Genomic DNA, 14,001 nt, shown 5'->3' with positions numbered 1-14,001 from the left:
TCGTCGAGCCGGCTGGCCCGGCCGGGCCGACCCGCCCGGCTGACCCGGCTCACGCGACCGCCACGCCGCGCCGCTGCTCCTCGCGGCTCGGTGCGATCCGGGGCGGTGGAACGGCTTCGACGAGCCGGCGTACCACGGACTCGGCCGGCACCCCGTCGGCGATCGCGTCGAACGAGAGCACCAACCGGTGCGCGATCACGTCCGGGGCGAGTTCGCGTACGTCGTCGGGGAGTACGTAGTCCCGGCCCCGCAACAGGGCCTGGGCCCGGGCGGCGGCGACCAGCCCGAGGGTGGCCCGGGGACTCGCCCCGTACGCGAGCAGCGGCGCCACCTCCGGCACCCCGAACCGCGCCGGATCCCGGGTGGCCAGGATCAGCCGTACGACGTACTCGGCCAGGGCGTGGTGCACGAAGACCCGGGAGGCGCGGTCCTGGAGTTCGCGCAGCCGCTGCGGGTCGAGCACGGCGCGGGCGGTCGGCCGCTCGGCGCTCATCCGGTAGAGGATGGCCAGTTCGTCGACGTCGGTGGGGTAGTCGACGATGACCTTCAACAGGAACCGGTCGCGTTGTGCCTCCGGGAGTTGGTACACCCCTTCGGACTCGATCGGGTTCTGGGTGGCCAGTACCAGGAACGGCGCCGGTACCGGATAACTCCGCCCGCCGATCGAGACCTGCCGCTCGGCCATCGCCTCCAGCAGCGCCGACTGCACCTTCGCCGGTGCCCGGTTGATCTCGTCGGCCAGCACCAGGTTCGCCATCACCGGACCCAGTTCCACGTCGAAACTCTCCGCCGACGCCCGGTAGATCCGGGTACCGACGATGTCCGACGGCACCAGGTCCGGAGTGAACTGGATCCGGGAGAAGTCCCCACCCACCGCCGTCGCCAGGGTCTGCGCGGCCAGGGTCTTCGCCACCCCCGGTACGCCTTCGAGCAGGCAGTGCCCGTCGGCCAGCAACGCGGTGAAGAGCCGCTCCACCAACCTGTCCTGCCCGACGATCACCCGCTTGACCTCGAACAGGGCCTGCTCCAGTTCCGGGCCGGCCGAAGGCGTCTCGACCGGCCTGGGGCGGGTGGCCACGGTGTCTGACATGTCCGTCACGGTGCGGGCTTCCCGACCTCACCCCCGGCAAACCCACGGTTACCGCACCGTCATGACAAGTTCCGTCACAGGAGCAACTCGGGGTGCCGGAAATCTCCGTCGTACCAATAAAATCGGCGGCACACGAATCCGTCAGTGATGCCGGGACGGGACGAACGGGGAGGCATTGTGTTGCTGCGACGGTGCGGCGCGATACTGCTGGCGGCGGCCTCGGTGCTGGCGTTCGCGGCACCAGCGGCGGCGGCCCCCGATCCGGTTCCCGCGCCGAACTACGCCGGATTCCGGCTGGTCAAGGCGATCCCCGGGGAGCCCGGCACCCCGCAGATCACCCTGCCCGCCGGCTACGAACTGGTTCCCGGCGCCTCGACCCAGGTGGCCAGCCGGGCGGAGTACTACTCCTTCGTCCGGGGTCCGCGCAGCGAGGCGGTGACGGTCACCGTCGACTGGCCCGGCACCTGGGTCGGCTCGGTCGTCGCCACCGACACCCGCCTGCCGATCCGCCGGCACGCCGGTGCGCCGTACCGGATCAGCTTCACCCTGCCGGTGACCTGGTCGACGGTGAACGCCAACCAGGCGACCGTGCAGGTCTGGAGCATGCTCCAGCCGGACACGTCGAGCGGGCTGCACTGGCGGATCGAACACAACGACCCGGACCGGGTGGCCGGGCCGTGGACCAGCGTCGCCTGGCCCGCGACACAGGCCGCCTCGGTGATCAACTACATGATCGCCAGCGAGGCGGTGCTCCAGGACTCCGGGCTGGTCGCCGAGGCCCGCCGCAAGGGCCACTTCTTCTCGCTGATGGGCTTCGAGACCAACAACGTGCTGCACCCGGACAACCCGCCGCACTGGCACCTCGCCTACTACCCCGGCCTCACCTACGGGGCGCCCAAGGCGCACGTGCCGCACTTCTGGGTCGACGCGCAGGGCAAGACCTACTACAACGGGATGGACATCCAGGGCCAGGGCCGCAGCCGCTTCTACGCCGGGGATCCGGCGCAGATCCACGACCTCGACAACAACCTGGTCGTCACCCTCACCATCCGGGCCGACGGCGGGCTCGACATCGACCCGCCGGCCGGGCCCCGATACTCGATCACCGCGCCGGACGGGAACTTCTCGCACCAGGTCGACGTCTCCCGGGACGGCGTGCCGTGGCGCTCGGTGGTCAGCCGGGACCACGTCAAGATCGGCGTACTGGTCACCCAGGTCAAGGAGCACCCGGCGAACCGGCCGCACCGGACCACGGTCTACCAGTACGACGCGCTGACCGGGGTGCTGAACAACACCTGGCCCAGCCCGAACTAGGCCCCGACCAGGCCCGCGCCGGCACCGCTTCTTCACCGTCTCTCCACAACCGACGGTTAGCGTGCTGGCGTGGATGTCGATCTCGATCCGGAACCGACGCCGATCACGCCGATCACGCCGGCCGCCCCAGCGCGGCCGTACCGGCGCCGACGACTGCTGAGCACGCTCTGCTGGACGCTGGCCGTACCCGGGCTCGGCTGGGCGGCGGTGCGGGTCGGCGGGCTGGAGCGCGGGCCGCTGGTGCAACTGCTGGCGTTCACGCCGTACGTGGCGGCCTGGACGCTGGTCCCGCTCGGGCTGGCGCTGGCCGCCCGGCGCTGGTGGGCGGCGGGCGTCGCGGCGGTCGCCGCGATCACCCTGATCGGGCTGGTCGTCCCCCGGGCCCTGCCGGAGGGCCGACCGACCGCCGACGGGACGCCGCTGCGGGTGCTGACCGCCAACCTGCTCGCCGGGGCCGCCGAGCCGGAGACGCTGGTCGCGCTGGTCCGGAGTGCCCGGGTCGACCTGCTCGCCCTCCAGGAGTTCACCCCGGACAGCGAACTGGCGTTGGCTCGGCTCGGCCTGGCCGAACTGCTGCCGCACCGGCAGGTGAACCCGGAGGTGGGGACCACCGGCTCGGCGCTCTACTCCCGCTATCCGCTCAGCCAGACCGGCACCCGGCGCAACGGGGGCGGCTTCTCCCAGGCGTACGGGACGATCCAGCCGGCCGGCGGGCCGACGGTGCTGGTGGAGTCGGTGCATCCGATGGCGCCCGCCACGCTCGCCTGGCTGGCGGACTGGCGTGCCGACCTGCGGGCCCAGCCACCGGCCACTCCGGACGGCCCGCTGCGGATCCTGGCCGGGGACTTCAACGCCACCCTCGACCACGCCCCGCTGCGCGACCTGCTGGACACCGGGTACGTCGACGCGGCCGACGCGGTAGGCGCCGGGCTCACCGGCACCTGGGGACCGTACGACGGCGACCCGCTGCCGCCGGTGACCATCGACCACGTACTGGTGGACCGGCGGATCGCGGTCGACCGGGTGACGGTGTCCCGGCTGCCCGGCTCCGACCACCGGCCGGTGCTGGCCGAACTGACCCTGCCGACGGGCTGACCCTCCGATCGGGCCGTGCTCCGGTCCTGCCCCACCACGCCGTCGGCCCCCGTGTCCGTTCGGGGGAACACGGAGGCCGACGGACACCGGGGGTCAGGGAAGGTGGACCGACAGGTGGAAGCTGCGGTTGGCGGGCTGGTTGGCCGCGTTCCAGGTCTGCACGAAGACACCCTGGGCCAGGTTGGTCCGGCCGACCACCGAGATGAAGCCGGAGGGTGAGGTCCCGACGCTGCCGGTCAGCCCGATCGTGCCGAGGAACGCCCCGTTGGCCACCGGCACGGTGAAGACCACCTGGTAGAGGCCGACACCGAGCGAGGTCGCCGAGACTCCCTGGCTGTGCCGGATCAGGCCGCCGTTGGCGCTGACCACGGCGAAGAGCTGCGCGCTCGACGCCTGGACGCTCGCGTCGCCCTTGAGCAGCGCCGCCTTCGCCATGTCGATGTCGGCCTGGGTGACCGGTGGCTGCTGGACCATCCGGCCGTTGACCCGGACCGCGTCGGGGTCGGTACGGGAAGTCGGGCCGGCGACGGCGATGCCACCACCGACGAGGGTCAGCGCGAGTGCTCCGACGGCTAGCAGGATCGTCTTACGTCCAAAAATTCTGGCCATGACGTCATCTCTTTCTTTTGCCCAGGATGGTGATGGTCTTACCGACGGTGGAGATGGTCCGAACTGTCGACCTAACTGTTCTGGGTACGCCCCCACCCGCCCGACTCACGACCGAACAGGAATGCCCGGTCAACCGGGCCACTCCCGTTGGGAGTCACCGCATGACGAGGGCTGCATCAGTCTCGACGCATGATTGTGTTGCCCGGCGAACGCCCGACCGGCGCCGATCGTCGCCCCGCGTTCACCAGCGAATACTACTTAGAGTGTCCACTCAACAACCATGAGCGAACATAGCATTCAGCAAAGGAGGAGGTCAATAGCGGTTTCACCGATCCGGAGACCGACGATTCTCGTCGGGAAACCGGTCGCAGCCGACCGGGCACCCGGGCCGGAAATGCGTACCGCCCTCGGAATTCACGTTCACTTTCCGCACCTTCCTGAATGGCGGACCGGAATGCGAACGGGGCCGACGAGAACGGGCCGACGAGAACGGGTCGACGGAAACGGAACGGCCCCGCTCGCGGTCGGTGCCGCGGCGGGGCCGTCGTAACGGAACTCGTCGGTTCAGACCTCGGCCGGGGTACGCGCGACGCCGTACGTCAGCGCGTCGACCAGCGCGTGCCAGCTCGCCTCCACCACGTTCGGGTGTACGCCCACCGTGGTCCAGTCCCGTCCGTCGCTGTCGGCGGTCTCCACCAGTACCCGGGTGATCGCACCCGTGCCGTGGCTGCCCTCCAGGATCCGTACCTTGTAGTCGGCCAGCTCGAACCCGCGCAGCTCCGGGTAGTGCCGCAGCAGCGCCACCCGCAGCGCCTCGTCGAGGGCGTTGATCGGCCCGTTCCCCTCGGCGGTGGCGATCACCCGCTCGCCGCGTACCCGGAGCTTCACCGTCGCCTCCGAGACGACCGCGCCGTCCTCCCGGTGCTCGACCAGCACCCGGTACGACTCCAGCGCGAACGGCCGGGGCGCGGTCATCCCGGGCAGCTCGGCGCGGACCAGCAGCTCGAACGAGGCGTCGGCGGCCTCGAAGGACCAGCCGCCGGCCTCCAGCTCCTTGACCCGGTTGGTGACCCGCGCGGCGGCGTCGGGATGGCCGGCCAGGTCCAGACCCAGCTCACGGCTTTTCAGCTCGATGCTGGCCCGGCCGGCCATCTCCGTCACCAGGATCCGCATGTCGTTGCCCACCACGGCGGGGTCGACGTGGTTGTAGAGCAGCGGATCCACCTTGATCGCACTCGCGTGCAGCCCCGCCTTGTGGGCGAAGGCGGCGGCCCCGACGTATGCCTGGTGGGTGTCGGGGGCGATGTTGGCGATCTCCGCGATGGCGTGCGAGACGCGCACCATCTGCGCCAGGCACCCGTCCGGTAGGACCGGTAGCCCGAGCTTGAGTTGCAGGTTGCCGATCACCGCGAACAGGTCGGCGTTGCCGGGCCGCTCGCCGTAGCCGTTGGCGGTGCCCTGGAAGTGCCGTACCCCGGCCTCGACGGCGGCGATGGTGTTCGCCACCGCGCAGCCGGTGTCGTTCTGGGTGTGGATGCCGAGCCGGGCCGGCGAGATGCCGAGCCGCTCGGTCAGCTCGCCGATCGCCGCCGTCACCTGGGAGGGCAGCATCCCGCCGTTGGTGTCGCACATCACCACGACCTCGGCGCCGGCTTCGAGGGCGGTCTCCACCACCGCCGAGGTGTACCCGGGGTCGTGCCGGAAGCCGTCGAAGAAGTGCTCGCAGTCCAGGAACGCCCGCCGGCCCTGCGCGACGAGGTGCGCCACGCTGTCCCGGACCATCGCCAGGTTCTCCGCCGCGGTGGTCCGCAGCGCCCGCTCGACGTGCCGGATGTCGGACTTCGCGACCAGGCAGACCGCCGGGGTCTCCGCGTCCAGCAACGCGCGTAGCTGCGGGTCGGCGTCGACGGCCACGCCGGCCTTGCGGGTGGCACCGAAGGCGACCAGTACGGCGTGCTTCAGGTCCAGTTCCGTGCGAGCCCGGCGGAAGAACTCGGTGTCCTTCGGCATCGCCCCCGGCCAGCCGCCCTCGATGAAGCCGACACCGAGCTCGTCGAGCAGCCGGGCCACGGCCAGCTTGTCGACGACCGAGTAGCTGATCCCCTCGCGCTGCGCGCCGTCGCGCAGCGTCGTGTCGAACACCTGGTACGTCATCTGATCTCCTTCGAGAAGGGCGCGGCCCCTGTTCCGATGCCCTCCCGGCCCGACAAACAAAATGACCCCCCGCGAATGCGGGAGGTCAGCGCGCTCGGCGGGAGGATGCCGGCGCGCTAGCTGCCAATAATGAGTGCGGAGCAGGTCACGGAACGTACTCTGCCACGGCGTCGAGCATGTGGGAGGAAAAATCCACATCGCGGGACCGAGCCGGCGGAACGCGGCCGGCGAACTTCCCTGGTGTAGGGATCGACCACCCTGGGTACATGTTTCCGGGACAGCGGATAACGTCGAGACAGTCGAGAAGAGGAGTGATAGCCAGTGGAGAGGCTCGATCCTCAGACGACCCCGCAGCAGCAGACGCCGGATCCCCTGATCCATGGCGGTGGTGGAGCGTTCGCGGGAGGCACGCCCTCGGGCGAGTTCGACCCGTGGCGCTACCGGGACGACGCCGGGGTGACCGGTGCCGACCTGGTGGGCTACAAGGTGGAGGCGACCGACGGCGGCATTGGCAAGATCGACAGTGCCAGCCACGAGGTCAACTCCAGCTACCTGGTGGTCGACACCGGCCCGTGGATCTTCGGCAAGAAGGTCATGTTGCCGGCCGGCGTGGTGAACCACGTCGACCACGACGACCGGAAGGTGTACGTCGACCGGAGCAAGGACCAGATCAAGGCCGCTCCGGAACTCGACGACACCCTGCACGAGGATCCGGCCTACCGGGACAAGCTCGGTGGCTACTACGGCGGGACGTACGGCTCGTCGGGCTGGACGATTCCGCCGGGCCGCGCCATGTGACGCGACCGGAGTCGAACTGGCCGGTGGGGTTTCCGCCCTGCCGGCCAGTGGCGTCTCCGGGCCGGGCTCCCCCGCCGAATCGACGGCCGGAACGGGTCGTAGGTAGGCACTACGGTGGTCACGTGGATGGAACCTCGACGCGTGCGACGGTCTTCGAAACCCTCTTCAACTTCCGGGACGTCGGCGGCGTCCCGGGGCTCGACGGCCGGCCCGTCCGCCGGCAACGGCTGTACCGGTCGGACTCGCCGCACCGGATCGACGGCACCGACCGGGCGGCGTTCGAGGCGCTCGGCATCCGTACCGTGGTCGACCTCCGCCGCCCCTCAGAGGTACGCCGGCACGGCCGGGTGCCCGCCTACGACGGCCTGGTCTACCAGCACATCCATCCGGAGCACGCGTTCTGGGAGGAGGCGGCGTACTCCGAGGAACTCGGCCTGGCCCGCTACCTGGCCGACCGCTACCACGACCTGGCCACCACCGGCGGGGCCGGGCTGGTGGCGGCGATCGAGGTGATCGCCGACGCCGAGGCCGCGCCGGTACTCGTGCACTGCGTCGCCGGCAAGGACCGGACCGGGGTGGTCTGCGCGCTCACCCTGTCGGTGCTCGGCGTCGCCGACGACGACATCGCCGAGGACTACGCCCGGAGCACCGCCGCCTCGGCCCGGTTCAGCGAGTGGCTGGCCAGCACCATGCCGGACGCGGCACCGGTGCCGGCGCCGTTCCTCGCCTCGCCGGCCGAGGCGATGACCCTGTTCCTGGCCGAGCTGCGCGACCGGCACGGATCGGTGCCGGACTACCTGGTCGGCGCCGGACTGGCCCCGGCCCGGCTGGACGCCCTCCGGACCCACCTGCTGGACTGACCGGCGCCCCGGCCTGGACTGACCGGCGCCCCGACGGCACGGGCCCGCTCGGCCGACCCGGTCGGTCCAGGCGTCCGAGCGGGTCCTGATCAGCCGATTCGGTGGATCCAGCCGTTGGTGTCCTCGACCCGACCCCGCTGGATGTCGACAAGGGTCTGCCGCAGCCGCGTGGTGACCTCGCCGGGGTTGCCGTCGGCGATGGTGAACTCCCCGTCGGGGTAGCGCACCTGCCCGATCGGGGTGATCACCGCAGCGGTGCCGCAGGCGAACACCTCCCGCAGCCGCCCGCTGGCCGCGTCGGCCCGCCAGTCGTCGAACGCCACCGGCTGCTCCAGCACCGTACCGCCGGACTGCCGGACCAGCGTGATCAGCGACTCCCGGGTGATGCCGCGCAGGATGGTGCCGCCGAGCGGCGGGGTGACCAGGGTGCCGTCGTCGTACACGAAGAAGATGTTCATGCCGCCGAGTTCGTCGACGTACCTGCGTTGCACGGCGTCGAGGAAGACCACCTGGTCACAGCCGTGCTCGATCGCCTCCGCCTGGGCGACCAGGGAGGAGGCGTAGTTGCCGCCGAACTTCGCCTCGCCGGTGCCGCCGGGTGCGGCCCGGGTGTAGGTGGGCGAGACCCAGACGTCCACCGGCTGCACCCCGCCCCGGGCGAAGTACGAGCCGACCGGCGACCCGATCACCGCGTAGAGGTATTCGTTGGACGGGCGCACGCCGAGGAAGACCTCGCTGGCGAACATGAACGGCCGCAGGTAGAGGCTGGCCTCCTCGGAGGTGGGCAGCCAGGCCCGGTCGATCTCCACCAGGTGCCGCAGCGAGTCGATGAACACCGCTTCCGGCAGCTCGGGCATGGCCATCCGACGGGCCGACTCGTTGAACCGGGCGGCGTTGGCGTCCGGCCGGAACATGGTCACCGACCCGTCCGCCGCCGAGTACGCCTTCAGCCCCTCGAAGATCTCCTGGGCGTAGTGCAGTACTGCGCTCGCCGGGTCCATCGGGATCGGCGCGCGGGCCTCCACCCGGGCGTCGTACCAGCCCTTGCCCTCGGCGTACCGGATCGTGACCATGTGGTCGGTGAAGACCCGACCGAACCCCGGGTTGGCCATCAGCGCTGCGCGCTCGGCGGCGGCTACCGGCTGAGGATTCGGACGGACCTCGAAATCGAGCTTGTCACCACCGCTCATCGTGCTGACCTCCAGAGTGTGAACCGGCGCCCGGGCACGGACGGCTCCGGGCATGGGAGTTGTGCCTGAAACTTACCCGAACGGTCGTTCAACCTCGACCCTCCGGGTGACCGGCGAGCCGCACCACCCGCGCCTTCGCCCAGAACCGGCGTCGGCCGGGCCTGCGGACGGGACGGGTCGGGCGGGCGGGCCAGGCCAACAGCAGTGACCTGGACACCGACCACCTGCGCGGTTCAGGACGCCGCGTGGGCGGCGAGCCGGTCCCCGATGTCGGCGGTACGCCGCGGCGAGCCCGAGGTGCGGGTGGCCAGCTCGGCGGCGACCGCCTCGGTTACTCGGCGGGCCGCGTCGGGGTGGCCCAGGTGGTCGAGGAGCAGCGCGGTGGAGAGCACCGCGGCGGCCGGGTCGGCCACGCCCTGGCCGGCGATGTCCGGCGCCGAGCCGTGCACCGGCTCGAACATCGACGGGTACGCCCGCTCGGGGTTGATGCTGCCGCTGGCGGCCAGCCCGATCCCGCCGGTGACGGCGGCGGCGATGTCGGTGAGGATGTCCCCGAAGAGGTTGTCGGTGACCACCACGTCGTAGCGCTGCGGCTGGGTGACCAGGAACATCGCGGCGGCGTCGACGTGCTGGTATTCCGTCTCGATGTCCGGGTGCTCGGCGGCGACGGCGGCGAAGGCGCGGGCCCAGAGCGAGCCGGCGTGGGTCAGCACGTTGGTCTTGTGCACCAGGGTGACCTTGCGGCGCTCGCGGCGCCCCGCCCGGGCGAACGCGTCCCGGATCACCCGCTCGACGCCGTGCCGGGTGTTCAGGCTCTCCTCGGTGGCGACCTCGGCGGGGGTGTCCCGGTGCAGCGCGCCGCCGGCCCCGGCGTAGAGCCCCTCGGTGCCCTCACGGACGACCACCAGGTCGATCTCGTTCGGCTTGACGCTGGCCAGCGGCCCGGTGGTGCCCGGCCAGAGCCGGGACGGCCGGAGGTTGACGTACTGGTCGAACTCGAAGCGGAGCTTGAGCAGCAGACCACGCTCCAGCACCCCGGGCGGCACGGTGGGGTCGCCGACCGCGCCGAGCAGGATCGCGTCGTGCCCGGCCAGCTCGGCGAGCACGGAGTCGGGCAGCACCTCGCCGGTCCGGTGGTAACGTGCCGCACCAAGATCGTATTCGGTGGCCTCGATGCCGGGCAGTACGGCGTCGAGCACCTTGCGGGCCTGCGCGACCACCTCCGGCCCGATGCCGTCGCCAGCCACCACCGCGATCCGCGCCACCGCCACGTCCCAGCTCCCTTGCCTCCGTCGTGTCTAAGGAACGTTAAGGGACCGTCCCGGCTCCCGGTACGCCGCTCCCAATATCTGGAAAGTCAACTGCACAGCAGCTTCTCAGCCAGCTCTCATGCTCTAGCCATATTCACTTCCTATGGTGAGCGCGAAGCACATCCTGCGGGACCGGCCTGCGGGGCTGGGGTGCAGGACGCGGATCCAGGGGGCGAGAGCGTGCGGATCCAGGGGGCGAACATGCGAATCCCCGGTGGCGGCCGGGGTCGGGGCCAGCGTAGCCGGAGTCTGCCGCCGGCGCCCGCCGTGGGCCGGGGACGGCCGGACCTGCGGCTGGGCGCCGGCTGGCGCAACGTCCGGCCGGGCGCGACCCTGACCGACCGGGTGGTCGCCCGGCACACCGTGCAGACCTCGATCGCCGAATACACCCTGGTGCTCAACGGCATGGGTGCGGTCGGCTGGCGCGGGGTCGGTGACGCGCTGCGGGACGCCGTCGCCGAGCTGCGCGCGATCGACCTGACCTACAGCCCGGCCCGGCCGGCCAGCCTGGTCTCCCGGCTGCGTCGGGGCGAGATCTCCGCGGACGCGTACCCGCCGCTGGCCGACATCGTCGCGCGCTGCGCCGCGATGCGGGCCGCCACGGACGGCTGGTTCGACGCCTGGGCGGTGCCCGGCGGCTTCGACCCGGGCGGCCTGCTGGTCGGCTGGGCGGTGGAGCGGGCCGCCGCGCGGCTACGCGCCGCCGGCATCGAGGACTACGCCGTGGTCAGCGGCGCCGACCTGGTCGTACGCGGCCACGCGCCGCACGGCGGCCCCTGGCGGGTCGCGGTGCACCACCCGACCAAGGGCGACCGCCAGCCGATGCTGCTGGAGATGACGTCGGGGGCGATCGGCACCTCCGGGGTCGCCGGCCGGCGCGACCACGTGGTGGACCCGCACACCGGCCAGCCGGCCGACAAGCTGCTCGCGGCCACCGTCACCGGTCCGGACCTGGCGGTCGCCGACGGCTACGCCACCGCGCTGTTCGCCGCCGGCCGCACCGGCCTGGACTGGTTCCCCACCCGGGACGGATACCGCGCCCTCTTCGCCACCGCCCGCTGACCGACCCCCGCCCACAGGTCGGGCCGGCATCCGCCACGCCGTAGAGCGGCACCGCCCGCTGACAGCTAGCAGGCCGGGCCGGCATCCGGGCACCCTTGTGGAGCGGCGGCGGGGTGGGCTGACGCGATCGGCCCCCGCGATCTCGGCAACGATCACGGGGGCCGATCAGCGACGAGTGCGCGTGGCTCGCGCACACGGGGGTGCTGGCTACCCGGCCGGCGCGACGCCTCATCACCCGAAGACGAGTCCACGCCTAGGAACTCGCCGGGTATCCGCGTCAATACGCTATCGACCCGACGTGAGTCACCGCAAGAGTTGCCGTTCCGCGTGTCGGCGGGCTATCCGGGGAAGGTCACCGACTCAGGTGGCACCCTGTACCCCCGTGAGTTCTGATCTGTCAACACTCTTGGGGTACGGGAGCCCGGTGTGAGTTTCGATCTGATCGTATGGGCGCTCGGGCCCGGCGCCGCCGCCGACGACGTACGCGCGGCGCACCGCCGGTGCCGGCAGGGTGTCCATGTCGGAGGGCGCTCGGACGCCCGGGTCTCGGCGTTCTACCGGGCGATCACCGCCGGCTATCCGGACCGGCCGGGACCTGGTACGCCGTGGGCGGTGACCCCGCTGCACGTCGCCGTCGACCACGTCGAGATGAACCTGGACGAGTCCTGTGCGGACGAGGTACTGCTGGACATCGAACGGTTGGCCGCGGCGCACGGCCTGATGCTGTTGGACCCGCAGGACGGTTCGGTCTATCCGCCACCGACTCCGGTGAACGGTTGACCCGGACGGGGCGGCCGACCAGCGATCCGCCCCGTCCGGGTCCCGGGTGTCAGGACCCGGTCACACCTCGTCGCGCAGGTCGGCGGCGCTCGCCGCGACCGCGCCGATCGCGTCGGCCGCCGAGCTGAGCAGTTCGGCAGCGGTCGCCGAGTCCACCGTCAGGGTCATCAGCGCCTCGCCGCCGGCCTCCCGCCGGGCCACCTGCATCGCCGCGATGTTGACGCCGGCCTCGCCGAGGATCGAGCCGATCGTGCCGACCACGCCGGGCTTGTCCACGTAGCGGAAGAAGAGCAGGATCCCGTCCGCGCCGAGTTCCAGGTCGAAGCCGTCCACTTCGGTCAGCTTGAGCACGTCGCGGGTGCCGGTGTGCACCGCCGTGCCGGAAACCGAGACGGTACGCCCGTCCGGCAGCGCGCCGCGCACGGTGACCAGGTTCGGGTGGTCGATGGTCTCCCCGTGCGTGGTCAGCGCGACCGTGACGCCCCGGTCGGCGGCGAGCAGCGGGGCGTTGACGTAGCTGACCTGCTCCTCGACGACCGAGGTGAAGAGGCCCTTGGTGGCGGCCAGCTTGAGCACCGAGACGTCGTTGGCGACGATCTCGCCGCGTACCTCGACGGTGACGCTGGCGGCCACTCCGCCGGCCACCGCCGTGAAGACCTTGCCCAGCTTCTCGGCGAGCGGCAGCAGCGGCCGGACGTCCTCGGCGACCACGCCGCCGGCCTGCACGTTCACCGCGTCCGGCACGAACTCGCCCTGCAACGCGAGCTTGACGCTGCGGGCCACCGCCAGGCCGGCCTTGTCCTGTGCCTCGGCGGTGGAGGCGCCCAGGTGCGGGGTGGCCACCACGTTGTCGAAGGCGAACAGCGGCGAGGCGGTGCAGGGCTCCTTCGAGTACACGTCGATGCCGGCGCCGCCGACCCGGCCCTCGGCGATCGCGTCGGCCAGCGCCTGCTCGTCGACCAGGCCGCCCCGGGCCGCGTTGACGATCCGGACGCCCGGCTTGACCATGGCGAGTTCCTTCTCGCCGATCAGGCCGACCGTCTCCGGGGTCTTCGGCAGGTGGATCGAGATGAAGTCGCTCTCCCGGAGCAGCTCCTCCAGCCCGACCAGGCGTACGCCGAGCTGCGCCGCCCGAGCCGGCTGGATGTACGGGTCGTACGCGATCAGCCGGGTGCCGAACGCCGCGATGCGCTGGGCGAAGAGCACGCCGATCCGGCCCAGCCCGACCACCCCGACGGTCTTGCCCTGGACCTCCACCCCGGTGTACTTCGACCGCTTCCACTCCCCCGCCTTCAGCGCGGCGCTGGCGCTGGCGGTGTTCCGGGCGACGGCCAGCAGCAGCGCGACGGCCTGCTCGGCGGCCGAGACGATGTTGGAGGTCGGTGCGTTGACCACCATCACGCCCCGGGCGGTCGCGGCCGGCACCTCGACGTTGTCCAGCCCGACTCCGGCCCGGGCGACCACCTTGAGCCGGGGCGCCGCGGCGATGGCCTCGGCGTCGACCTGGGTGGCGCTGCGTACGATGACCGCGTCGGCCTCGGCGAGCGCGCTGAGCAGGGCAGGGCGGTCGGTGCCGTCGACGTGGCGTACGTCGAAGTCGTGCGCGAGCACGTCGATGGCGGCAGGAGCGAGCTCTTCAGCGATCAGTACGACGGGAGTCATTGGTCCTCGTATATGTCGTCCGGGCGAGGTCTGCGGCCACGTGGGCGCCGCACTGCGTCCCGCGCTTCCGCCGTTCG

Annotated in this window: 12 protein-coding genes; 6 read left to right on the top strand and 6 right to left on the bottom strand. The window is 71.6% G+C overall.

Annotated elements, in window-relative coordinates; genetic code table 11:
- Positions 1-49: 49 nt before the first annotated feature.
- Positions 50-1,099, bottom strand: a complete 1,050-nt coding sequence (locus Pen02_RS06900) for an AAA family ATPase (protein ID WP_203865076.1) — start codon at positions 1,097-1,099, stop codon at positions 50-52.
- A gap of 168 nt (positions 1,100-1,267) precedes the next feature.
- Between Pen02_RS06900 and Pen02_RS06895 the strand changes: the two genes are divergently transcribed.
- Together Pen02_RS06895 and Pen02_RS06890 are read left to right on the top strand one after the other, a co-directional pair.
- Positions 1,268-2,404 carry a hypothetical protein gene (locus tag Pen02_RS06895; RefSeq protein WP_203865075.1) on the top strand — a complete coding sequence of 379 codons (1,137 nt, stop codon included), beginning with the start codon at positions 1,268-1,270 and terminating at the stop codon, positions 2,402-2,404.
- 156 nt (positions 2,405-2,560) lie between these two features.
- Entirely contained in the window at positions 2,561-3,499 is a 939-nt protein-coding gene (locus tag Pen02_RS06890; protein ID WP_239140198.1) for an endonuclease/exonuclease/phosphatase family protein, read from the top strand.
- A gap of 93 nt (positions 3,500-3,592) precedes the next feature.
- On the opposite strand, the gene Pen02_RS06885 is transcribed toward Pen02_RS06890, so the two are convergent.
- Together Pen02_RS06885 and cimA are read right to left on the bottom strand one after the other, a co-directional pair.
- Positions 3,593-4,108 carry a hypothetical protein gene (locus Pen02_RS06885; RefSeq protein WP_203865074.1) on the bottom strand — a complete coding sequence of 172 codons (516 nt, stop codon included), beginning with the start codon at positions 4,106-4,108 and terminating at the stop codon, positions 3,593-3,595.
- A gap of 564 nt (positions 4,109-4,672) precedes the next feature.
- Complete coding sequence (gene cimA, locus Pen02_RS06880) at positions 4,673-6,262, bottom strand: citramalate synthase (RefSeq protein WP_203865073.1); 1,590 nt, start codon at positions 6,260-6,262, stop codon at positions 4,673-4,675.
- A gap of 321 nt (positions 6,263-6,583) precedes the next feature.
- On the opposite strand from cimA, the gene Pen02_RS06875 reads away from it, so the two are divergent.
- Both Pen02_RS06875 and Pen02_RS06870 read left to right on the top strand, forming a co-directional pair.
- Positions 6,584-7,060, top strand: coding sequence for a PRC-barrel domain-containing protein (locus Pen02_RS06875; protein WP_203865072.1), 477 nt, complete (start codon positions 6,584-6,586; stop codon positions 7,058-7,060).
- A gap of 122 nt (positions 7,061-7,182) precedes the next feature.
- The gene (locus Pen02_RS06870; protein ID WP_203865071.1) at positions 7,183-7,920 is read left to right on the top strand and encodes a tyrosine-protein phosphatase; all 738 of its coding nucleotides are present in this window, start codon (positions 7,183-7,185) and stop codon (positions 7,918-7,920) included.
- Between the two features lie 89 nt (positions 7,921-8,009).
- On the opposite strand, the gene Pen02_RS06865 is transcribed toward Pen02_RS06870, so the two are convergent.
- Positions 8,010-9,110 (bottom strand): branched-chain amino acid aminotransferase, encoded by a 1,101-nt coding sequence (locus Pen02_RS06865; protein ID WP_203865070.1) that lies wholly within the window; start codon positions 9,108-9,110, stop codon positions 8,010-8,012.
- Positions 9,111-9,343: 233 nt separating this feature from the next.
- Complete coding sequence (locus Pen02_RS06860) at positions 9,344-10,375, bottom strand: 3-isopropylmalate dehydrogenase (RefSeq protein WP_203865181.1); 1,032 nt, start codon at positions 10,373-10,375, stop codon at positions 9,344-9,346.
- A gap of 246 nt (positions 10,376-10,621) precedes the next feature.
- On the opposite strand from Pen02_RS06860, the gene Pen02_RS06855 reads away from it, so the two are divergent.
- Complete coding sequence (locus tag Pen02_RS06855; protein WP_203865069.1) at positions 10,622-11,482, top strand: FAD:protein FMN transferase; 861 nt, start codon at positions 10,622-10,624, stop codon at positions 11,480-11,482.
- 426 nt (positions 11,483-11,908) lie between these two features.
- Positions 11,909-12,262, top strand: a complete 354-nt coding sequence (locus tag Pen02_RS06850; RefSeq protein WP_203865068.1) for a hypothetical protein — start codon at positions 11,909-11,911, stop codon at positions 12,260-12,262.
- Positions 12,263-12,322: 60 nt separating this feature from the next.
- Here Pen02_RS06850 and serA read toward each other — a convergent pair whose 3' ends face one another.
- The gene (serA, locus tag Pen02_RS06845; RefSeq protein WP_203865067.1) at positions 12,323-13,924 is read right to left on the bottom strand and encodes a phosphoglycerate dehydrogenase; all 1,602 of its coding nucleotides are present in this window, start codon (positions 13,922-13,924) and stop codon (positions 12,323-12,325) included.
- Between the last annotated feature and the right edge of the window lie 77 nt (positions 13,925-14,001).

The sequence above is a fragment of the Plantactinospora endophytica genome, assembly GCF_016862915.1.
In the GTDB taxonomy this organism is placed as follows: Bacteria; Actinomycetota; Actinomycetes; order Mycobacteriales; family Micromonosporaceae; genus Plantactinospora; species Plantactinospora endophytica.
The sequence above is the reverse complement of the archived record's forward strand: the minus strand, read 5'-3'. Positions and strand labels throughout refer to the sequence as shown.